The 21528-nt window shown below is 37.0% G+C and carries 19 protein-coding genes, 2 riboswitches and 1 other annotated feature; of the genes, 15 read left to right on the forward strand and 4 right to left on the reverse strand.

Annotated elements, in window-relative coordinates; translation table 11 throughout:
- Positions 1–268: 268 nt before the first annotated feature.
- Both ACMZ42_RS08550 and ACMZ42_RS08555 read left to right on the forward strand, forming a co-directional pair.
- A complete protein-coding gene (locus ACMZ42_RS08550; protein ID WP_415731169.1) occupies positions 269–2701 on the forward strand; it encodes an ATP-dependent RecD-like DNA helicase in 2433 nt (810 codons plus the stop codon).
- Between the two features lie 132 nt (positions 2702–2833).
- Complete coding sequence (locus tag ACMZ42_RS08555; RefSeq protein WP_415731170.1) at positions 2834–4531, forward strand: polysaccharide deacetylase family protein; 1698 nt, start codon at positions 2834–2836, stop codon at positions 4529–4531.
- A 160-nt stretch (positions 4532–4691) separates the two neighbouring features.
- On the opposite strand, the gene ACMZ42_RS08560 is transcribed toward ACMZ42_RS08555, so the two are convergent.
- Positions 4692–4880: a hypothetical protein gene (locus ACMZ42_RS08560; protein WP_370075369.1), complete on the reverse strand. Its 189-nt coding sequence runs from the start codon at positions 4878–4880 to the stop codon at positions 4692–4694.
- Between the two features lie 344 nt (positions 4881–5224).
- On the opposite strand from ACMZ42_RS08560, the gene hpaB reads away from it, so the two are divergent.
- The gene (gene hpaB / locus ACMZ42_RS08565) at positions 5225–6661 is read left to right on the forward strand and encodes a 4-hydroxyphenylacetate 3-monooxygenase, oxygenase component (RefSeq protein ID WP_415731171.1); all 1437 of its coding nucleotides are present in this window, start codon (positions 5225–5227) and stop codon (positions 6659–6661) included.
- 379 nt (positions 6662–7040) lie between these two features.
- Here hpaB and ACMZ42_RS08570 read toward each other — a convergent pair whose 3' ends face one another.
- A complete protein-coding gene (locus tag ACMZ42_RS08570) occupies positions 7041–7814 on the reverse strand; it encodes a magnesium transporter (RefSeq protein ID WP_415731172.1) in 774 nt (257 codons plus the stop codon).
- Between the two features lie 18 nt (positions 7815–7832).
- Entirely contained in the window at positions 7833–8537 is a 705-nt protein-coding gene (locus tag ACMZ42_RS08575; protein WP_402870433.1) for an MgtC/SapB family protein, read from the reverse strand.
- A gap of 369 nt (positions 8538–8906) precedes the next feature.
- A riboswitch (M-box (ykoK) riboswitch) is annotated at positions 8907–9081 on the reverse strand.
- A gap of 756 nt (positions 9082–9837) precedes the next feature.
- A riboswitch (M-box (ykoK) riboswitch) is annotated at positions 9838–10012 on the forward strand.
- A gap of 247 nt (positions 10013–10259) precedes the next feature.
- On the opposite strand from ACMZ42_RS08575, the gene ACMZ42_RS08580 reads away from it, so the two are divergent.
- The 7 genes from ACMZ42_RS08580 (at position 10260) to ACMZ42_RS08610 (ending at position 17327) form a co-directional block, all read left to right on the forward strand.
- Complete coding sequence (locus ACMZ42_RS08580; protein WP_415731173.1) at positions 10260–11183, forward strand: magnesium transporter CorA family protein; 924 nt, start codon at positions 10260–10262, stop codon at positions 11181–11183.
- Positions 11184–11204: 21 nt separating this feature from the next.
- A complete protein-coding gene (locus ACMZ42_RS08585) occupies positions 11205–12155 on the forward strand; it encodes a magnesium transporter CorA family protein (RefSeq protein ID WP_415731174.1) in 951 nt (316 codons plus the stop codon).
- A 40-nt stretch (positions 12156–12195) separates the two neighbouring features.
- Positions 12196–13149, forward strand: coding sequence for a magnesium transporter CorA family protein (locus tag ACMZ42_RS08590; RefSeq protein WP_415731175.1), 954 nt, complete (start codon positions 12196–12198; stop codon positions 13147–13149).
- Between the two features lie 89 nt (positions 13150–13238).
- Positions 13239–13453: a binding site (T-box leader), on the forward strand.
- A 113-nt stretch (positions 13454–13566) separates the two neighbouring features.
- Entirely contained in the window at positions 13567–16227 is a 2661-nt protein-coding gene (gene alaS, locus ACMZ42_RS08595) for an alanine--tRNA ligase (protein ID WP_402870309.1), read from the forward strand.
- An 86-nt stretch (positions 16228–16313) separates the two neighbouring features.
- Complete coding sequence (locus ACMZ42_RS08600; protein WP_004226839.1) at positions 16314–16580, forward strand: IreB family regulatory phosphoprotein; 267 nt, start codon at positions 16314–16316, stop codon at positions 16578–16580.
- A gap of 2 nt (positions 16581–16582) precedes the next feature.
- Positions 16583–16999, forward strand: a complete 417-nt coding sequence (ruvX, locus tag ACMZ42_RS08605; protein WP_370075361.1) for a Holliday junction resolvase RuvX — start codon at positions 16583–16585, stop codon at positions 16997–16999.
- 19 nt (positions 17000–17018) lie between these two features.
- Complete coding sequence (locus ACMZ42_RS08610; RefSeq protein WP_370075360.1) at positions 17019–17327, forward strand: DUF1292 domain-containing protein; 309 nt, start codon at positions 17019–17021, stop codon at positions 17325–17327.
- Positions 17328–17669: 342 nt separating this feature from the next.
- On the opposite strand, the gene ACMZ42_RS08615 is transcribed toward ACMZ42_RS08610, so the two are convergent.
- Positions 17670–17810 (reverse strand): hypothetical protein, encoded by a 141-nt coding sequence (locus ACMZ42_RS08615; RefSeq protein WP_370075359.1) that lies wholly within the window; start codon positions 17808–17810, stop codon positions 17670–17672.
- A 26-nt stretch (positions 17811–17836) separates the two neighbouring features.
- On the opposite strand from ACMZ42_RS08615, the gene ACMZ42_RS08620 reads away from it, so the two are divergent.
- From ACMZ42_RS08620 to ACMZ42_RS08640, 5 genes are all read left to right on the forward strand, one after another.
- A complete protein-coding gene (locus ACMZ42_RS08620) occupies positions 17837–18040 on the forward strand; it encodes a hypothetical protein (RefSeq protein ID WP_415731176.1) in 204 nt (67 codons plus the stop codon).
- 106 nt (positions 18041–18146) lie between these two features.
- Entirely contained in the window at positions 18147–18674 is a 528-nt protein-coding gene (locus ACMZ42_RS08625; protein ID WP_402870316.1) for a DUF1292 domain-containing protein, read from the forward strand.
- A 300-nt stretch (positions 18675–18974) separates the two neighbouring features.
- The gene (locus ACMZ42_RS08630; protein WP_415731177.1) at positions 18975–19784 is read left to right on the forward strand and encodes a MetQ/NlpA family ABC transporter substrate-binding protein; all 810 of its coding nucleotides are present in this window, start codon (positions 18975–18977) and stop codon (positions 19782–19784) included.
- Positions 19785–19839: 55 nt separating this feature from the next.
- On the forward strand, positions 19840–20919 hold the full coding sequence (locus ACMZ42_RS08635; RefSeq protein ID WP_415731178.1) for a methionine ABC transporter ATP-binding protein: 1080 nt from the start codon (positions 19840–19842) through the stop codon (positions 20917–20919).
- Positions 20861–21514 (forward strand): methionine ABC transporter permease, encoded by a 654-nt coding sequence (locus ACMZ42_RS08640; protein ID WP_415731179.1) that lies wholly within the window; start codon positions 20861–20863, stop codon positions 21512–21514. The genes ACMZ42_RS08635 and ACMZ42_RS08640 overlap by 59 nt, the downstream gene beginning before the upstream one ends.
- The last annotated feature ends 14 nt before the right edge of the window (positions 21515–21528 follow it).

Below are 21528 nucleotides of genomic sequence, written 5' to 3' on the forward strand. Positions count from 1 at the left end.
GAACTCAGGTTTAGAACTTCACATCTTGTGAAAATACCTAAGTGAGCAATATCGTGTTGTTGTTGTTGTTGTTGTTGTTGTTGTCGCTACGCTTTCGTCCAAAAAACATTTGTTGGCCAAAAGCCTCTGGAGGATGTCACGGAATTATACATAGGCATAATTGATTAAAATGGAATAAAATTTATTGAATTCTCTTTTTAAGCGATTTTACACATTATGGTGTGGTAAAATATAATGGTTGAAATGAACACGAAAGGACGAACCGAGAATGGCAGAGAACCTTGATTTATTTGAACTAAATAAATTTTTTATACTCGGACGCCCTATTGTCTCTATCTTCCATAATGCGCAAAATATGTATTCGATAGTTCGTGTGAAAATTCAAGAGACCAACTTACAGTACGAAGATAAGGAAATAATAGTTGTTGGATATTTTCCGCCGTTACAGATGGATGAACAATATCGTTTTACTGGTGTATTGAAACAGCATCCAAAATATGGTGTGCAATTTCAAATTGAGACATTTACCAAGGAAGTGCCAGCAACAGAGCAAGGAATTATTCATTACTTATCGAGTGATTTGTTTGTTGGAATCGGAAAAAAAACTGCTGAAACAATCGTAGAGAAATTAGGAGCAAATGCGTTGCGTCTTATTTTAGAGGACCCAAATGCTCTTGATGCTGTGCCTCGTTTATCTGCTGAAAAAAAAGAGGTTATCCATCGTACAATTGAACAAAATTTAGGCTTAGAACGAGTGATGATTCAACTTAATGAATGGGGTTTCGGACCACAGCTCGGCATGAAAATTTACCAAACATATCGAACAGAGGCCGTTGAATTATTAACTGAAAATCCATACCGTCTGATTGAAGATGTAGAGGGTGTTGGTTTCTTTCGTGCAGACGAGCTAGGTGCAAAATTAGGGATTACTGGCAATCATCCAGACCGTATTAAGGCGGCGATTTTACATACTCTAAATACAGCAGCTTTATCGGATGGTCATGTGTATTTAGATGCAGAAAATGTTTTACCACTAGTAAAAGATATGCTTGAGCAAAGCCAACGAGAGGAAATTCCCTTTGAAATCATTTCTAAAGCTTGCATCGAATTGCGCGAGGAAAGTAAAATTTGTGGGGAAGAAACAAGACTATATTTACCATCCCTATATTTTTCAGAAGTAGGAATTGCATCAAAAATATTAGCTTTAATCGAACGTAACAATAAGGCTGAACATTTTAGTAAGGACGAAATACGAAAAGTGATTGGTGAAACAGAAGAGTTTCTTAATGTCACATATGCTGAAACGCAAGCGAATGCGATTGAACAAGCACTAAATTCCGCCGTTATGATTTTAACTGGTGGACCTGGGACAGGTAAAACAACTGTTGTTCGGGGTGTAGTAGAAGTGTATGCAAAGCTACACGGACTATCATTGAACCCGAAGGAATATGCACAAAAAGAAGAACCCTTTCCGATTATTTTATGTGCTCCAACAGGACGTGCTGCCAAGCGCCTCTCGGAATCGACAGAACTTCCAGCAATGACAATTCATCGATTGCTAGGCTTTACAGGTCAGGAAAAAGAGGAAGAAACTGAGCGTGAGGTAACAGGGAAACTCATTATTGTAGACGAAATGTCGATGGTCGATACTTGGCTCGCGCATCAACTATTAAAATCCTTACATGAGGATGTACAAGTCGTTTTTGTAGGAGATCAAGATCAACTTCCACCAGTAGGACCAGGACAGGTGTTAAAAGATTTGTTGGCTTCTGGGCAAATACCTACTGTGGAATTGACAGATGTTTATCGACAAGCTGAAGGCTCAACAATTATTGAACTTGCTCATCAAATTAAACGTGGTAATATCACAAATGACCTAACTTTAAAAACATCTGACCGTTCATTTATAAAAGCCTCCTCAGATCAGGTAGCAAGCGTTGTCACACAGGTTGTGAAAAGTGCGGTTGTGAAAGGTCAAGAAATTCGTAATATCCAAGTGTTAGCACCCATGTACAAAGGTCCAGCGGGAATAGATAATTTAAATAAAATGATTCAAGAACTTATTAATCCAAACGATACTGGTACTAGAAAAGAGCTCGTTTTTGGTGATGTCACATATCGCATAAAGGACAAAGTTTTACAGCTTGTCAATCAACCAGAAAGCAACGTTTTTAATGGTGATATGGGTGAGGTAATTAGCATTATTAAGGCAAAGGAAACAATTGAGAAACAAGATTTGCTTGTTGTATCATTCGACGGTATTGAAGTAACTTATCAACGAAGTGATCTCAATCAATTGACACTTGCCTACTGTTGCTCTATTCATAAATCGCAAGGCTCTGAGTTCCAAACAGTTATTATGCCGGTTGTACGAGGTTATTCTAAGATGCTGCGTCGTAATTTGTTATATACAGGTATTACGCGTGCTAAAAATTTCTTAATTCTATGTGGCGAACCTGATGTGCTAGCAGATGGCTTACAGCGTACGGATGATTTACAGCGCTTTACGTCTTTACGTGCAAGACTCAATCCAATGGAAATTGCAGAGGGAATTGTAGAAGTAGTAACGATTCCATTAAACGAAGATTTACAAAATGAAAAACAATCCGTTGATTTCAAACTAACGGTAGAAACAGAACCATATATCCATCCATTGATTGGAATGGATGGTGTCTCGCCGTATGATTATTTAGATAAGTGATCCTTTAGTATCCAGGGTTCTGAAGGAAAATATGATTTATGAAATTAATTCAACCAATAAACTTTTATTGGTTGGAAAATCGTCTAATGATTGAAGTAAAAGATAATAAAAATTTTTTGAGGTGAATAAAGAGTGAAACGCTTATTATTATTGCTTCTATTCATGATGCTAATACCTTTTGCAGAAAAAGCATATGCAAAAAATACTGTCATCCAAGTGAATGAGGAAGCAACTGTCTTTGATAATCGTTCAGGCTCACTAGTGCAGGTGGGGACATTATCAGCAGGGCAAACTTTTGAAGTAACAAAAGATTATGGAGCCAATTGGTGGCAAATCCGTTGGGGTGGTTATTATGGTTATGTTGAAAAACGTTATACAACCGTTGTTCCAGCAACAACTTATAAAAACACAGTCCCAACTGTTGCTAAAATAACTGATTATATAGTCGCAACAAAGGTTGCACCGATTTACGATAATACTGGCAATAAACTTGTTCAATTTGCTACATTGTCAGAGGGAGTTCGCTTCCCTATATATAGCGGAATGGGTAATTGGTATGGAATTGCTGTGAACGGACGCTTAGGATTTGTACATAGTAATTTTGTAGAAAAAGAAAAAGGTCAAAATTCAACAAATACAAATACAAATACCTCAAAGCCTGTTGAAAAACCAACTACAACTCCTCCTAGTAAACAAAATGGCTATATAGAGGCGTTAGAAAACGTAATTCTGTATGATTTCCGCCGTGATAAAGAGATGGCTATTGCTACGTTAATGAAAGGCCAACAGCTAGAGGTTGTAGATTCAATGGACCCAACATATGTTCAAGTTCGTTGGGGGAAATCATATGTTTATGCAGAAAAATCAAAGATGAAATTTTTAAATACGCCTTCATATAAAAATGTTGGTAAGGACAATGCCATGAAAAATGAGTATTTCATCCCTGTTTCTGCAAACAGTGAGATTTATGATACCAAAACAACAACATTACAACCATTTGCTAAGCTAGATACAAATCGCCGTTATCCGATATTGCGGAAAGAGGGAGCTTGGTACGTAACAGTACTTGGTGGTCGTGAAGGTTATATCCATAGCTCTAAAGTAGCGATTGATCGTGGCGTCCCTGTAATGATGTATCATCATATATTAAAAGAGCATGAGCTTGGGCGTTTCAAAAATTTAAGTACTACGGTGACAGATGTTCAATTTACAAAAGAAATGCAGTATTTAAAAAGTAAAAACTACGAAGCCATTACTGTAGATGAATTATGGCGTTTCATGCGCAATGAAATTACACTGCCTGCCTATTCAATTGTTTTGACTTTTGATGATGGTCTATTATCGACACGTGAATATGCGTATCCTGTACTTAAAAACAATGGCTTTAAAGCTACACAATTTTTAATTACGTCCCGTAATGAAAGTGCGAAAGATGGGCAAATTTTTAATTATAATGATTTACAGCCCCTTTCACGTCAGGATATAACAAATATGCAAGATGTTTTTGCGTTTGAATCACACACTTACAATTTACATGTTTTAGAAGGAAATAAAGGCAGAATGCTTCTAATCCCTTACCGTGAGGTTGTTCAGGATTTACAGCGTAGTTTAGCAATTATTCCGAATGCTAAGGCTTTTGCTTATCCGTTTGGGCAATATAATTCGAATAACATTAATGCTGTAAAGGAAGCTGGATTCACAATGGCATTTTCAACGAAGGTTGGCTATAACAATCCGTACGATGATGTATATCAAATTAAACGATTAGCAACTCATCAAAATACAACATTTGACAATTTCCAAAAAATGGTTCTTCCGTACACGAAGTAAAATAAAAAACCCGATCAAATCGAATTGATCGGGTTTTTTGTGCGATTTTTTTAACTTCTTTCAACGGGTGTCCAAACATCTGTACCTGTCGCGTGTTTTCGGTACAAAAAACATTCACTGAAACTGATTCCGGACGCAATTATACCGAGGCATTATTGATTTAATGGATGCCAACTAGGTGATGTTTAACGACTTCATATGCTTGGCAAACATTTTTAAATTGATCTTTTTCTTTGGCAATCATATCTGAAGCAATAGAAAATAAAAGATTCTCTTCATTATGATCCTCCATTTTATTCATTAAAGCAGCTTCCATTTCCGCCACGTACGAGACGATTTGTTTATTCATATATATTCTCCCTTAATAAAAAGATGTATTTTGTTTTGGTTACGAAGCTATCTTACACCTGCATATACAAAAAATCTAGCAATTCTGTACTAGTCGAAAATGACTTTTTTGTGAATATGTCGCAAAATTGAACTCGTTAAAAAAGTGCTAATTGAAACCGTTTTTATCTAAAGTAACTGAAAAATCGTGCAATAATTGCAGGCTTTAAACTGTATTTAAAAAGTAATACAGTTAAGAAAAAATAGGGTTTGCTATAATACAGTTGGCGTATCCGGAACCTAATATTGGGAAAAATCATATACTAATCAAGTATAAAAACATTTGTAACGTTTAGGGGTGACTGTATGCCAGTAATTACAGGAAAACAATATATTGACCGTATTGACGCTTTACAAACTTATATTTCGATTGATGGGAAAGTTGTCACAGGGAAGGTGTCGGAGCATCCAGCATTTAAGGGAGTAATGCAGAGTCAGGCAAGGCTTTTTGATTTACAAAGTGAAGAGGAATTGCTTGAAAAGATGACATATGTTTCACCAACAAGTAATAAGCGTGTAGGTATGTCTTTCCTTCAAGCGGTGACAGTCGATGATCTCGTGAAAAGACGTAATGCAATACGAGAGTGGGCATTATCCAATAATGGCCTTATGGGGAGAAGCCCAGATTACATGAATACGACATTAATGGCTCTAGCATCCGTAGCAGAATATTTGAAAGATAAGCCAAATTGTTTCCCTCAGCATTTATTAAGATTTTATGAGTATGCTCGTGAGAACGATTTGACGATGACACATACATTTATCGAGCCACAAGTAAACCGTCAAAAGTTTTATTTTGAAGATGAAGATGTTACAATTGCTGCTAAAATTGTAGATAAAACGAGCGAAGGGTTAGTAATTAAAGGTGCGAGATTACTAGCGACACAGGGAGGAATTACAGATGAACTCCTTGTTATATCAACAAATGGTTTTGATGAAGGAAAAGGCTTTGCTTTCTCTATCCCAAGTAATACAAAAGGTTTAAAGTTTTTATGTAGGCAATCATTTGTCGGAGGGGAATCGGTTTTTGATTATCCATTAAGTAGTCGTTACGAGGAAATGGATGCAATCGTTGTGTTTGATAATGTTGTAGTGCCGTGGGAACGCGTCTTTTATTATGAGAATGTGGAAGTTGCCAATAACTTTTTGAACGTAAGTGGTTTTCAAACATATGGTTTACATCAAGTTCTAACACGTCAAATTGCCAAAACAGAATTTGTCTTAGGTGTTGTACAGTCAATTGTAGATACGATAAATATCGGCGGATATCAACATGTGCAGCAAAAGGTCGTGGATATCATCGTGACATTAGAAACGATGAAGGCCTTACTGTTAAAGTCTGAAGTAGAAGCAAAAATAGATGAATTTGGTTTTATAAGACCTGATCTCCCAACAGTACAAGTAGCTATTCAGATGTTCCCTAAAGTATATCCGACCTTTACAGAAATTATCCAGTTACTTGGCGCAAGCGGATTAATGTCCATTCCAAGTGAAAAAGCATTTACTGCGGATGACGGCGACCTTGAGCATTATTTACAGTCTTTTCAGGATGGTGGAAAGGAGCGCGTCAAAAAATTCCGTCTAGCTTGGGATTTAACGATGAGCAGCTTTGGTACAAGACAAACACTGTATGAGCGCTTTTTCTTTGGAGACCCAGTTCGTTTAGCCAGCGCGCTTTATAATTCTTATAATAGGGAAGAATTAGTTAATCGGGTAGAAAACTTTTTGAAAAATAATAATTAGTTTTGAGGAAGTAACTGTTTAAAATTAATTTAACTTCTTTCAGCGGGTGTCCAAATATCTGTACCTGCCGCTGCGCTTTCGGTACAAAAAACATCCGCTGAAATAGAGGAACCCAGTCTATGAACGCTACGTCCTGTGGCAATTTATCTGTGCGAATGCGCAGTGGCGGCAACAACACAAGGCTGAGTGACCAACGTCATGTTGTTGCCGCTGCTGCTCCGCTCTCGCGCAAAAAAACAACTGCTGCTGCCGCTTCGCTTTCGCGCAAAAAAATATTTACAGACCTAAGCATAAAGTCGATTCCGGACGCATTTATCCGAGGTATAATTGATACAATTACTTCTCATTGAGTATAATTGCTGTGAAAATATCACTATCTTTATAGATAAGTCAGCGCATCATCAAAAGTAACGATTCCAAGCAGTTCATAATTCTCTGTTACAACAGGGACTGCTAAAAGACCATATTTACGTATGATTTGGGTTACCTCGGACTGATTTGTATGGGCAGACACTGAAATGATCCCAGAGTTCATAATTTCACCCATTCGACACTCTGGTGGGGAAATTATTAGCTCTCGTAATGATACGACTCCAAGCAATTGTTTATTGGTATCTGTTACATATAAGTAATAAAAAGTTTCTGCATCTCCTTCACTATGCTTTAGGCGTTCAAACACATCAATTACTAAGTCATCTTTTGCAACTATTACTACGTCTGTTGTCATCAAGGCTCCGACTGACCCTTTTTTATATTGAAGTAATTGCTTAATATCATCGGCTTCATCTTTTTCCATACGTTCCAAATAAAAATCGGCTTCTTTATATGATAGTAGTCCCAAGAAATCTGTGGCGTCATCTGGAGGTAATTCATTTAACATTTCCACTGCAAATCGACGGTCAAGCTCTATAATACATTTTTTCTGCATAGATGGTTCTAGCTCGCTAAAAATTTCTCCAAATTCACAAGGAGTTAAAAAAGAATAAATCGTGAAACGTCTTTCCTCACTAAGTTCTATAAAAAATGTTGCTTGATCCATAGGGTGTAAATCTAGAAAATCCTTTCGAAAAGAATCTTTTTTTTCAGACTTTAAAGATTGCAACATGTAGTATGTGTACTCTTCTTTATATTTATATTGATGTAGTCTAATCATTATTGACGCTCCTTTCTATTACAAATTCTCAATTTCGACACTCAGGACGTGATCAATCTTTTTAACATAATAATAAATCTCCGTCGTATATTGATCTTCTGGTACCGAAAGAACTAAGTCAATTAATTGGTGATCGTTATCAATATCTTTAAGCTTGAAGTGCCGAATTTTATATTCATATTTTTTTGAAGATCCATTTTGCCCTCTATGCTTAATCATTTTAATTAATTCTGTCATACGATAATTCGATTCCACGATAATTTTTAATGAAATATCCTGTCGGTTAAGTGTTGATAGACCTAATGTTTTAATGAAAAAGGGCACAATGTTGACTGCCACTATCAAAAGGATAACAGCACATGTTGCCTCTATATAAAACCCCGCCCCGATAGAAATTCCAAGCGCAGAAGCTGACCAGATTAGCGCAGCGGAAGTAAGACCAGAAATCACCTCGTTACTTCTTCGTAAAATAACACCAGCACCAATGAAACCAACTCCACTTACAATCTGCGCAGCAAGTCTCATCGGATCCATATTCGGATGATTGGCACCTCCAAATTTTCCGAATGCTTCTATGGATACAATTGTTAATAAACAGCTGGCAATACAGATGACCATACTAGGTCTCATGCCAAGTTGTTTTTGTTTAATCTGTCTATCAATCCCAATCAATAATCCGAATAGTAAAGCTAGGCTTAACTTGATTATCATTTCTACTGTCATTATCATCGTCAATCACCTCTTCAGTTCTTTTTATAGAATGCCACTAAAATAAAAATAATATAAAAAAGCTCCCGTAAAAAAGGGAGCTTCTTGCTTAGAATGTATCTTGTTCGACGTACACATCAAATAAACCTATCTTGGTAAACGCCAATTTGCGAAAAAATTCATAATTGGATTTTTGAAGAAAGGGACATATGCGGACTGAACGCAAAAACGCTGCCTTTTGCCATATTCGAATTATTTAAAAATATGAAATGCCATATCGAATAACTATCCATCACATGTTCCCCCTTTTATAGTCAAATAAAATAAAAACCCCTCTAACGATTTAGAGGGGATGAAAAGCGCACGAAAAAATAAAAAAGTACGTTCGATTCCCCTTAATCGAGTTTTAGCACTATGCACCGTAAAGAAATGACATCATTTCTTAGCCACCTTATGAAAAGCCTTAATTCGGCAATTCCTGTTCTACCCATGGGTATCTTTCGATATTTCTGGGCAGTGGCCTATGTTTACATAGGAGCCTCACCTAACGAGGATTTATTGTTTTCAGGTGAATTGTACTCCGAATAATTTTGGTTGTCAACAACTGTTTCAAAAATTAAAATCTTAAAATGGTATCAGGGGAATAGTGTATTTTCGACGTATCATCATAAAGTGGGAGGATTTCCGTAACGTCTGGGGGGACGATGAGCAGCTTGGGGTGAAATGATATTGGCCACGAAGGCGTACCACAGGAAGGAATGCCTTTAGCCTCTTATCCAATCTCCGTTCCAATAAATTTTTTTACAACATATATGCCTAACCGTTGTTGATGTGGCTTATTTTTATGCTAACAAAGGACTTCAAATCCAATCTTAGGGAAGTGGTTTTTTGAATTAAAAATTTATAAATTTGTATCGATAGCTTCTGTAACTGTTGTTAAGTCTGTGTATGTTTTTTTTGTGTTAAAACTGCTGAACAATCTATTCTTGATTAAAAAGAAAGTGCCTATGAAAGTACATAGAGATTGAAGAGAGGCAAGTGCTTTTTGTCGCTCTGTTTTCGTTGCGGAGCGAAGTCTACCGGAATATTTACTAAAGTTTCTTATCAATTTTTCACTTGAAATAAACAGCTTAAAAGAACAGAGAAATAGTTTAATAGAGAAAATTTTCTTCGTAAACAACCGCAAAAAAATTTTGTTGAAGACTACTCTGTTTATTTCTCATTTCATGCGGAAATTCGTAATAAAAAAACCTGAAAAATATTTTTTCACTCTTGACAAATTAAAAAATACGGCTTACGATTGCGGTGAAATTAAATAAAACCTCGTTAGGTGAGGCTCCTATACAAACATAGGCCACTGCCCAGAAATATCGAAAGATGCCCATGGGTAGAACAGGAATTGCCGGATTAAGGCTTTTCATAAGGTGGCTAAGAGATAAATTCGTCTCTTTACGGTGTATAGTGCTAAAACTCGACTAGGGGGAATCGAAAGTGCTTTTTTGTGCTGCTTATTTTTGTGCACTTTTTATACCCTCTAGGACTCCTAGAGGGTTTTTTAATTTCCAAAAAGATCCTTATTGCATAATGCCATATCGATTAAATCCTTTTAGCAGGGGTAAAAGAGTTCGTTTTTAGAAAGGAGGGGGTCAAAATGGAGAGTCCGAGTCCGACCGATGGAGATAGTAGGAGTAAAAAACTTAAATCTGTTTTAATTCAGCAGATTAGGAGGACGATTCAATGCTTAAAATCTATAAAAGAAGCAAAGAAGGGCTACTGGAAGAACAGCCTAAGATCGTTCAAGGTAGCTGTGTATATCTTATTGAACCATCAGAAGAGGATATACAGTATGTTGCTAATCGCCTTGGAGTACCAACTGACTTTATCAGTGACTCCCTTGATATTGATGAACGATCAAGAATTGAAAAAAGTGGAAATAATTCATTGCTGATTGTCAATGTACCCTTAAAAATGCCAAATGATGAAACTATACCATATAGGACAATTCCAATCGGTATTATTCAAACAAGTGAAGTAATTGTAATAGTTTGTCGTGTTAGTCATCCAATTTTACAGGAATTTAGCAAAATTCTCGATAAGAATAATCATATAAACGTATCTTTTATTTTACAGTTATTGCTTGTTGCGGCTCGTTATTGTTTACGATGCCTTGATGATCTTAATCAAAAAGTTATTGTATCTGAAAAAATAATACAAAAATCAATCAAGAACAGTGAAGTGTATACTTTACTCAATATTAATAAGAGCCTTGTTTATTTCATAAAGGCACTAAAAGTCAATCTTGTGATGATGGGGAAATTGTCAAGAGTACTAGAAATGAATAAAGAAGATGAAAAACGGCTACAAGTCACTCTTAATGAGATGCAACAAGCTCTTGATACATCAAAAATTTACAATGAAAATTTGAGCAGCATGATGGACGCATATTCTGCGGTGATTGAAATTAACCTTAGTATTGTAGTGAAAGTTTTAACTGCATTTACGATTATCTTGACGTTTCCGACGATGGTCGCAACGATATATGGGATGAATTTCCCGTTGCCAAGGCAGGATGAAGAATACGCGTTATTAGTACTTATGTCCCTCTCTATAGTCATTAGCGTGTTAACAGGTTGGGTGTTTTACAAAAAACGACTATTTTAGTAGAGAAAGCGAGGAGAAAAGATGCTTACAATATATCAAAGTAATTCAATAGGTCAATTACAGCAGGTATCTAATATTGTTCACAACACGTTGCTTTATCTTGTGGATCCGACAGATACTGAAATATCTCAAATTTCAAATAAACTTAATATTCCGGAAGATTTTATTCGTGATTCTTTAGATATCAATGAACGGCCTCGGATTGAAAAGGATGATTCGTCAATGGGTATCATTCTCAATTCCCCCGTGGCGATGAATGAGGAACGTTTGTACAAAGAGATTCCTTATCGAACAATACCAATCGGCATCATCCATGTAAAAGATCATTTGGTGATTGTCACAAAACAAGACAATCCATTATGTAGAGACATATTTTCAGGAAAGTACGGAACTTTTCAAACGCATATGAAGACTCGAATAACATTGCTACTATTTGAAGCAATTGCTCAATCGTATCTTGATATTCTCAAGCGCATAAAAGCGCAGGTTGGACGATTACAGCAAGAATTAAAAGAATCGCATAATAACCGAGAGTTGTTCGGTCTGATTCATATTAATAAAAGTTTGGTATATTTTTCGACATCTTTACGAGCTATGCGCAATGTTTTTTTACACCTTTCCAAAGGACAAGATATAAAACTATATAGTGAAGATGAGGAGATGCTGCATAATGCATTAGTAGATCTTGAACAAGCAGCGGAAGTAACGGAAATGCGTAGTCTTAGTTTAAGCAATCTAATGGATGCGTACGCGGCAATTACTCACAATAACTTAAATAGCGTTTTGAAAATATTGACTACTCTTACGCTTGTGCTAATGATTCCGACAATAATTGGAAGTGTGTTCTCGATGAACGTTCCATTGCCCTATGAAGATCAGCCAATTATGTTTTTAGTAGTTATTGGACTAATGCTAGGGGTCAGTGGAGGTCTTGTCTACGTATTTTACAAAACAAAATTTTTACGTTTCTAATATTTTCATACAATACCGTAGATAGAAAGGATGTTGCAAAATGCTTTTAATACACAAAAGTAATTCCGAAGGTAAATTTGAGCAAACATCAAATATTGGATATAACAGTTGGCTTCATCTTGAAGCGCCAACATCCAGTGAAATTGAACGTGTAGTGGCAGCTCTTGCCGTTCCAAGAGATTTTTTAACTGATTCACTTGATATCGAAGAACGCCCGCGAATTGAAGAGCGCAACGGAGCGGTCTTGATGGTTATTCATGTCCCGTACGATCAGTTAGATGTCGAGAGTTCTTCTCAAGATGTGAAATATCGAACTATTCCTCTGGGGATTATTCACACAAAAAATCATATGATTACGATATGTAATGAAGAGCTGCCTTTCATGAAAGATTTGTTTAATGGCGGGATGACTCTTTTTGAGACACATTTGAAAACGCGCAACACTTTAAATATATTAAGCATAACAGCTCGGGCATATATTCATTTTTTAGCTACAATTGAACGGGAAATCACATTAGCAGAAAAAGAACTTGCCAAATCATATCGTAATAGTGAGCTATACACACTACTTTACTTGAATGAAAGTCTTATATACATGGTAACATCACTTAAACAGATGAAATTTACAATGCAAAAAATATTACAGGGTAGTAATATCAAATTAGATGATGATGATGCAAGTATTTTAGACGATGTGCTTATTGAAATCGATCAAGCATATGAAGTGACGGAAATTAATCAAACGAATTTAAATAATATTATGGATGCATATGGTAACGTAATTCAAAACAACGTAAGTCAAGTACTTAAATTACTTGCTTCATTTACAATCATAATATCGGTGCCGATGTTAATTGCCAGCATTTATGGGATGAATGTGCCTCTACCTTATCAAAATGCATCTAATGCATTTTGGGTAGTAATCGTCGTAATGGTCTTGTTAACAGGAATGTCTACCTTCGTTTTTTACAAAAAAAATTATTTCTCGCGATAGCATAAAAAGTGAGCTTAGTTAGGATTAGCAATTATAGTGCGAATTTGACAGAAGGAAATATTTTTTTTATAATTCTCGTTAGAAAATTGTAAAAAACGATGATGGAAAAAGTACGTATTTGTGCGTGTAAAAGAAAGGGATTTCTTGGCTGAAAAAATCCTCACAATAGCAAGTACCGAAAGCTACTCCAGAGTGCAGTTAATCCCTGCCGTTCACTTACGTTACAAGTGCTAAAGAGGTAAGTATACTTTTACTTACAACTAGGGTGGTACCGCGAGACAAATCACAAGTCCTCGTCCCTTTTTTGGGGATGGGGGCTTTTTTATGTTTATCTGCGTGAAAGCTTACGCCAAGGCAAAATTGATTTGCGGATTCATTTCGTGATTTTTACAAAACATATAGGGAGGAACTTTTCAAATGAAAGCAGTAGAAATTCGTCGCATGTATTTAGAATTTTTTAAAGAAAAAAGTCATCATCATGAACCATCAGCACCACTAGTGCCAATCAATGACCCATCATTACTTTGGATTAACTCAGGTGTTGCAACACTTAAACCATATTTCGATGGTCGTATTATTCCAGAAAATCCACGTATTACAAATGCCCAAAAATCAATTCGTACAAATGATATTGAAAACGTAGGTAAAACGGCTCGACATCATACATTTTTTGAAATGCTAGGAAACTTCTCAATTGGGGATTACTTCAAAAAAGAAGCTATTCATTTCGCTTGGGAATTCTTAACGGATAAAAAATGGATGGGCTTTGATCCAGAGCTTTTATCTATTACGATCCATCCTGAAGATCAAGAGGCGTATGACGTTTGGCATAACGAAATTGGTATTCCTGAAGAGCGTTTAATCCGACTTGAGGGGAACTTCTGGGATATCGGTGAAGGCCCATCTGGTCCTAACTCAGAAATTTTCTATGACCGTGGGGAAGAATACGGTTCAGATGAAAATGATCCAGAAATGTATCCAGGTGGTGAAAATGAACGCTATCTTGAAATTTGGAACTTGGTGTTCTCTCAATTCAACCATAATCCTGATGGCACATATACGCCGCTTCCAAAACAAAATATTGATACTGGTATGGGTCTTGAGCGTATTGTATCAGTTGTTCAAAATGTTCCAACGAACTTTGATACTGATTTATTCATGCCTATTATTGAAAAAATCGAGCAATTAGCAAATCGCAAATACAAACGTCCAGGTGAAGTAGCGTTAAGTGAAATCTTCGGTTCAGAAGAAGATATCAATACACCATTTAAAGTTATCGCGGACCATATTCGTACAGTAGCGTTTGCCATTGGTGATGGTGCTCTTCCTTCAAATGAAGGTCGTGGTTATGTATTACGTCGTTTACTACGTCGTGCAGTGCGCTATGCAAAACAAATCGGCATTGAAAAGCCATTTATGTTCGAATTAGTACCAACTGTTGGTGAAATCATGAATGATTTCTACCCAGAAGTAACGGAAAAATGCGAGTTTATCCAACGTGTTATTAAAAATGAAGAAATTCGCTTCCATGAAACATTAGACGGTGGTCTTGCTATCTTTAACGAAGTAGTAGAAGCTCAAAAAGCAGCTGGCCATGACTATATTCCAGGTGCAGATGCATTCCGTTTATATGATACTTATGGTTTCCCAATCGAATTAACTGAAGAGTATGCGGAAGAAGTAAGCATGAAGGTAGATCATGAAGGCTTTGAAGCAGCAATGGAAGAACAACGTGAACGCGCACGTGCAGCTCGTCAAGATGTGGATTCTATGCAAGTACAAAATGAAGTACTAACAAACTTGACGGTTGCGAGTGAATTTGTTGGTTATGATACATTAACGACAAATACAGAAATTGCAGCGATCATTGTCAACGGACAAGTGTCAAAGGTAGCATCTGAAGGGCAAGAAGCATTAGTTATTTTAGCTAAAACACCATTCTATGCTGAAATGGGTGGTCAAATTGCGGATAGCGGTGTTATTTCAAATGATAGCTTCACTGCTATTGTAAAAGATGTACAAAAAGCTCCAAATGGTCAACCGCTTCATACTGTACTTGTACAATCTGGCGAAATGCAAGTTGAAGATGCAGTGAAAGCAGTAGTTAACCGTGAAGAACGTAATTTAATTATTAAAAACCATACAGCAACACATATTATGCAACGTGCGCTAAAAGATGTACTGGGCGACCATGTTAGCCAAGCGGGATCATATGTAGGACCTGATCGCTTACGCTTTGACTTCTCTCACTTCGGACAAGTGACAAAAGAGGAATTACAACAAATTGAACGTATTGTAAATGAAAAAGTGTGGGATGATATAGAGGTCGTTATTGAAGAAAAAGGAATCGATGAAGCGAAAGCTATGGGAGCAATGGCGTTATTCGGTGAAAAATATGGCGATATCGTTCGCGTTGTTTCAATTGGTGACTACTCTATTGAGCTTTGCGGTGGTATTCACGTAAAACGTTCTTCTGAAATTGGCTTCTTCAAAATTGTTTCAGAAGGTGGTATAGGTGCAGGTACTCGTCGTATCGAGGCTGTGACAGGTAAAGTTGCTTATGAAGCGGTAAAAGAGGAAGAAGCTCTATTAAACGAAGCTGCAGCATTATTAAAAGCAAATTCAAAAGATCTTGTGACAAAAGTACATGCGTTACAAGCCGACTACAAAGATTTGCAACGTGAAAATGAGGCATTATCACAAAAAATCGCGAATGCACAAGCAGGCGCAATTGTGGACGCAGCGCAAACTTTTGGGGATGTAACTGTTTTATCTACGAAAGTTGAGGCGAAGGACAATAATCAACTGCGTCAAATGATGGATGACTTGAAAGCAAAAATGCCTAAAGCTGTTATCGTTCTTGGTGCAGTCGATGGCGAAAAAGTTATGCTATGTGCTGGTGTAACAAAAGATTTAGTTGGTGGTAATTACCACGCAGGAAATATCGTAAAAATGGTAGCAGAAGCATGTGGTGGTAAAGGTGGCGGTCGTCCAGATATGGCGATGGCAGGTGCGAAAGAAGCGTCAAAACTTGATGAAGCACTACTTTCTGTGTATGATTATGTTAAATCCATTTAATTAATACGCCAAAACATGTTATAATAAAGAGAAATTGGAGATGAGCTTTTGCACATCTCCTTATTTCTGAAAGCGAGGTGCTGGTCATGAGTTCATTTGATCAAACTATGAAATTTAATTTTCCAGAAGAATCAATGGAACAGGAAGTCAAGCAGGTAATGTTGAAAGTACATTCTTCATTAGAGGAAAAGGGATATAACCCTATCAATCAGATTGTCGGTTATTTACTTTCTGGTGATCCGGCGTATATTCCTCGCCATCAGGATGCTCGTAATTTAATTCGCAAGCTTGAGCGTGACGAAATTCTAGAAGAGCTTGTTAAGTTTTATATTAAAAAGAACAACGAGGACTAGAAATGAGAATTATGGGATTAGACGTTGGGTCAAAAACTGTTGGCGTTGCTGTTAGTGATGCTTTAGGGTGGACGGCCCAAGGTATTGAAACCGTAAAAATTGATGAAGCTAACGGCGAGTTCGGCATTGACCGAATAGCCGAGCTAGTGAAGGAGTATGTTATAACAGAATTTGTTGTAGGATATCCGAAAAACATGAATAATACGGTGGGACCGCGTGGAGAAGCTTCTGAAAACTATAAAAAGCTTTTAGAAGAAACATTTTCACTACCGGTCAAGCTTTGGGATGAGCGTTTAACTACGATGGCTGCTGAGCGTATGCTAATCGAAGCAGACGTGAGTCGCAAAAAGCGTAAGCAAGTCATTGATAAAATGGCTGCTGTGATGATTTTACAAGGCTACTTGGATAGCAAAAATTAATTGATGAGGTGACAACTACATGGCACAAGAGCATAACCATGAAGAAGAATTACATGTACAACACATTACAGTGATTGACGAGAACGGAAATGAACAGCTTTGTGAAGTAATTCACGTACATGAATCAGCTGAATTTGGCAAATCATACGTATTTTACTCTATGGTAGGCGCAGAAGAAGATGAAGATGGCTCTGTAGAAATCTTCGTATCTTCATTCGTTCCATCTGAAAATGGTGAAGATGGTGAATTAACACCAATCGAAACTGAAGCAGAGTGGGATATGGTAGAAGACGTATTAAACGCTTTAGAGGATGAAGACGAAGAATAATCATCGTTCTTTATAAGTGTGGAACAAGGATGGCACAAGCACTCCTTGTTCCTTTTTTACTTTAGAAAGAATAAAGCTGTTTCATCACCGAAAGTTGTGGATGACATTTTTTTAACTTCTTTCAAATGTTTTTTGTATCGAAAGCGTAGCGACAGGTACAGAAGTCTCCACCTATATAGATGGTGAAATGAATGTGTATTTAAGTTATTTTTCAGCTGGTGTCCAAACCCGCTGAGATAGAGGAACTCAGTCTAAGAACGCCACGTCCTGTGGCAACGACTGAGTGACCAACATCATGTTGGCCTAAAGACTCCGGACGCAATTATGCTGAGGCATAATTGATTATATACCCTGTATATTAGTTGATTGGAGTGGAGGCTGGGCGACTCCTTGGGGATCAGCGATAGAGGAACAAAGGCTAAAACCATCACGTCCAGTGATAACGCCTTCGTGACCAACATCGTGTTGGCCCAAGCGGCTCATCGGACGCCCCCAGGAAGCTTTGCTCTGTGCGAAAGCGAAGCGACAGCAACAATTGTTTTATCTGCGCGAAAGCAAAGCGTCAGCGGCAAATGTTTTCTGTAGCGAAAGCAAAGCGTCAGCTACAAATGTTTTCTGTAGCGAAAGCAAAGCGTCAGCTACAAAGCGCCCAGCCGGAACGGAAATCAACCATACGTTATGGTGTTGAGCCATATAGCTGTGAGGTTATGTGAGACTATGACGAATCCAATGAATTTAAGATGATATTTTTGTGTTACCCAAAAAATGACTCGTATCAAAGTTGGAAACATAATTAAGTCTAATTAAGGAGGAAATTATATGAACGAAGAAACGCAAGAATTTCTTATAGTAGGGGAAAATGGCAAGGAGCAAAAGTGTCGTGTTGTCTTCACTTTCGATGCAGATGAAAAATCATATGTATTGTTTTCGTTAATCGACGAAGACGGTAATGAAATTCCTGGAGACATTTCTGCTATGACATTTGATTATGATGATAACAATGGAGAAATGACAAATCTACAGCCTGTAGAAACAGATGCAGAGTGGGAAATGATTAATGAGGTAGTCCTGACACTTCTAGACGAATTTGAAGAAGAGCCGCAACTATTTACAATAACAGATGAGGATGGGGCAGATCAGGTCTGTGAGGTTATTCATACATTTTCATCAGAACAATTTGGCAAATCCTATGTACTTTATGTTCTGGCAACGGACGAGCCAATAGAGGAGCGAGATATTTTTGCTTCACAATTCGTATCTGGAAATGACGGAACGATTGATGAATTATTACCGATTGAAACAGATGAAGAATGGGCATTTGTTGAAGATGTATTAAATGAATTATAATTAGAACTCCGAGTGGTTAAATGCTACTCGGATTTTTTTTATTTCGTAGCTTGTAGAGTATTAATAGAATATTTCTATCTCGTATGTAAAAATATTCTATTCTAAAATTAAATTTGCGTATTTTCGAGCTAATTTAGTTATTTTTCTAGACAAAACGGAATTTTCAACTTGTTGTTTTGTCTGAATTTTTAAATATTTACAGATAAAATGTAATATCGAGCGTTGACCAAACATAAGTAAACAGATAAGATTTATTTTAAATTAAAACCAAGTAAATTAATTCGAAAAGGAGGAAATTAAATGAGGACTATATGGGGACTACTAGTTGGTGTATTAATAATAGGTTTGCTGGTAGGTTGCACAAACAAAGGGGAAGCGAGCAAAGATGAAACAGTAACGTTAAAGGTGGGGGCAGCCAATGTGCCACACGCTGAAGTACTAGAGTATTTAGCAAAGGATCTTGAAAAAGATGGTGTGAAATTAGACATTACTATTTTAAAAGATGCTGTTCAAACAAATCAGCAAACAGCAGATGGTGAACTAGATTTTAACTATTTTCAACACATTCCCTTTTTAGAACAAACGAATAAAGAAAGCCATTTAGATTTAGTGAGTGTAAAAGAAATTCATATTGAACCATTTGGTGTGTACTCTAAAAAAATTAAAAATATTAATGATATACCGCAAAATGCAAAAGTTTCCGTCCCAAATGATGTCGTCAATTTTTCTCGAGCTTTACTACTATTTCAAAATAATGGACTAATTGAATTAGATAAAACAAAGGAAAATGATTATACAGTTGAGGATATTACAAAAAACGAAAAAAATATTCAATTTATCGGTGTCGATTCTCAGTTATTGACTCGTTCATTAGATGATGTAGATGCAGCGGCTATTAATACGAACTACGCCTTAGAAGGGGGCTACAACCCTATGAAGGATGCTCTTATTATAGAAGGTCCAGAATCGCCATATGTCAATATTGTTGCGACGACAAAAGAAAAACAAAATGATCCAGCGATTCAAAAAGTCGTTAAATGGCTGACAAGCGAAAAGGCGCGTACCTTTTTTGAAGATCAGTATAAGGGGGCTGTCGTTCCAGCATTTTAACTTCTTTTAAAAGTCGAGAGTAGTCGAAATGAAATGCTAAGGAGGTAGACGTGAAATGATTGAATTTATCGAAATGACAAAGGAATTTCAGGTAGGAACAACCGTTGTAACGGCATTAAATAACATTAATTTAACGATTCAAAAGGGTGATATTTTTGGTGTTATCGGCTTTAGCGGTGCTGGTAAAAGTACATTAATACGGACAGTGAATTTATTGGAGGAACCAACATCTGGTCGCGTTCTTGTGAATGGCAAAGAGCTGACAACATTAAGCAAAAAGCAGCTTCGCGAGGAAAAGAAAAATATTGGTATGATTTTTCAACACTTCAATCTTCTTCGTTCAAAGACTGTCTTTGAAAATATTGCGATGCCTTTAGTATTAAGTGGCGTAAAAAAATCAAACATTGAAGGTCAAGTAAGGGAGGTTTTGTCGTTTGTCGGTTTACAGGACAAAGCCGAGCGCTACATCGATGAGCTGTCAGGTGGACAAAAGCAGAGAGTAGGCATTGCTCGTGCACTTGTCACAAAGCCAACAATTTTATTATGTGATGAGGCGACGTCTGCTCTTGACCCGCAAACGACTAAATCTATATTAGAGCTACTAAAGCGAGTAAATATCGAGTATGGCATTACCATTTTAATGATTACGCATGAAATGGAAGTCATAAGGGATATTTGCAATCGTGTAGCTGTTATGGAAAACGGACGAGTTATTGAAACAGGCAATGTACTTGAAATTTTTTCTGCACCGCAAGAGGAGACGACTAAAAGCTTTGTACAATCGGTAGTTCGAGATGACATTCCACAATCTGTCTACGAGCAATTAAAAACGATAGATCAATCTAAAAAGATTTATAACCTGAAATTTATAGGTGTAGACGTTGGGCAACCAGTTGTCTCTCAAGTAGCGAAAAAATTTGATGTCGATGTCAATGTACTGTTTGGCAATATTACAGAGCTACAAGGGATTCCCTTTGGTAATTTAATCGTTGAACTAGTTGGTACAAACAAAGAAATAGACAAGGCACATCAATTTATTCAAACGAAAGATATTCAAATAGAGGAGGTTATTGCACATGAAGGTGAGCTCACAAATAATTATCGACGCAGTGCTAGATACGCTGTACATGGTTAGTATTTCGTTATTTTTTGGAGCTATTTTGGGCTTTATTTTAGGGATAACTTTAGTTGTGACGAGAAAAGGGCATATTCTTGAAAATAAAATAATCTTTTCAATCATTAATCCAATCGTCAACACCCTGCGCTCCATTCCGTTCATTATTTTGCTAGTTGCTATCATTCCATTTACACGTTTACTCGTTGGAACAGCGATAGGAACAACGGCTGCTATTGTACCGCTTGTCTTGCATATAGGGCCATATATATCAAGATTAATAGAAAATTCATTATTGGAAGTGGATGAAGGCATTATTGAAGCAGCGAAGGCGATGGGTGCCTCTCCACGTCAAATTATTCAAAAGTTTTTATTACCTGAAGCCTTCCCCTCTTTAATATTAAGTGTCACGACTGCAACAATTGGGCTTATTGGAGCGACTGCAATGGCAGGGGCAGTTGGAGGCGGTGGCCTTGGTGATGTAGCCATTACTTACGGCTATCAACGCTTTGACAATGTAACGATTTTAGTAACAGTGGTGATTTTAGTAGTACTAGTACAAATCATTCAAAGTATTGGAAATAGTCTTGAGCGAAAATTACGCAGAGTGTCATAAAGGAGAATTTTAAT

Origin of the sequence: Lysinibacillus sp. NPDC056185 (genome assembly GCF_047737915.1) — a bacterium.
Lineage (GTDB): Bacteria > Bacillota > Bacilli > Bacillales_A > Planococcaceae > Lysinibacillus.

What these genes read in the sequence shown, in the direction of transcription:
- ACMZ42_RS08550 (WP_415731169.1), top strand. Translation starts at nt 269, where the DNA reads ATGGCAGAGAACCTTGATTTATTTGAACTAAATAAATTTTTTATACTC.
- ACMZ42_RS08560 (WP_370075369.1), bottom strand. Translation starts at nt 4,880, where the DNA reads ATGAATAAACAAATCGTCTCGTACGTGGCGGAAATGGAAGCTGCTTTA.
- hpaB (WP_415731171.1), top strand. Translation starts at nt 5,225, where the DNA reads ATGCCAGTAATTACAGGAAAACAATATATTGACCGTATTGACGCTTTA.
- ACMZ42_RS08570 (WP_415731172.1), bottom strand. Translation starts at nt 7,814, where the DNA reads ATGATTAGACTACATCAATATAAATATAAAGAAGAGTACACATACTAC.
- ACMZ42_RS08575 (WP_402870433.1), bottom strand. Translation starts at nt 8,537, where the DNA reads ATGACAGTAGAAATGATAATCAAGTTAAGCCTAGCTTTACTATTCGGA.
- ACMZ42_RS08580 (WP_415731173.1), top strand. Translation starts at nt 10,260, where the DNA reads ATGCTTAAAATCTATAAAAGAAGCAAAGAAGGGCTACTGGAAGAACAG.
- ACMZ42_RS08585 (WP_415731174.1), top strand. Translation starts at nt 11,205, where the DNA reads ATGCTTACAATATATCAAAGTAATTCAATAGGTCAATTACAGCAGGTA.
- ACMZ42_RS08590 (WP_415731175.1), top strand. Translation starts at nt 12,196, where the DNA reads ATGCTTTTAATACACAAAAGTAATTCCGAAGGTAAATTTGAGCAAACA.
- alaS (WP_402870309.1), top strand. Translation starts at nt 13,567, where the DNA reads ATGAAAGCAGTAGAAATTCGTCGCATGTATTTAGAATTTTTTAAAGAA.
- ACMZ42_RS08600 (WP_004226839.1), top strand. Translation starts at nt 16,314, where the DNA reads ATGAGTTCATTTGATCAAACTATGAAATTTAATTTTCCAGAAGAATCA.
- ruvX (WP_370075361.1), top strand. Translation starts at nt 16,583, where the DNA reads ATGAGAATTATGGGATTAGACGTTGGGTCAAAAACTGTTGGCGTTGCT.
- ACMZ42_RS08610 (WP_370075360.1), top strand. Translation starts at nt 17,019, where the DNA reads ATGGCACAAGAGCATAACCATGAAGAAGAATTACATGTACAACACATT.
- ACMZ42_RS08615 (WP_370075359.1), bottom strand. Translation starts at nt 17,810, where the DNA reads ATGAGCCGCTTGGGCCAACACGATGTTGGTCACGAAGGCGTTATCACT.
- ACMZ42_RS08625 (WP_402870316.1), top strand. Translation starts at nt 18,147, where the DNA reads ATGAACGAAGAAACGCAAGAATTTCTTATAGTAGGGGAAAATGGCAAG.
- ACMZ42_RS08630 (WP_415731177.1), top strand. Translation starts at nt 18,975, where the DNA reads ATGAGGACTATATGGGGACTACTAGTTGGTGTATTAATAATAGGTTTG.
- ACMZ42_RS08635 (WP_415731178.1), top strand. Translation starts at nt 19,840, where the DNA reads ATGATTGAATTTATCGAAATGACAAAGGAATTTCAGGTAGGAACAACC.
- ACMZ42_RS08640 (WP_415731179.1), top strand. Translation starts at nt 20,861, where the DNA reads ATGAAGGTGAGCTCACAAATAATTATCGACGCAGTGCTAGATACGCTG.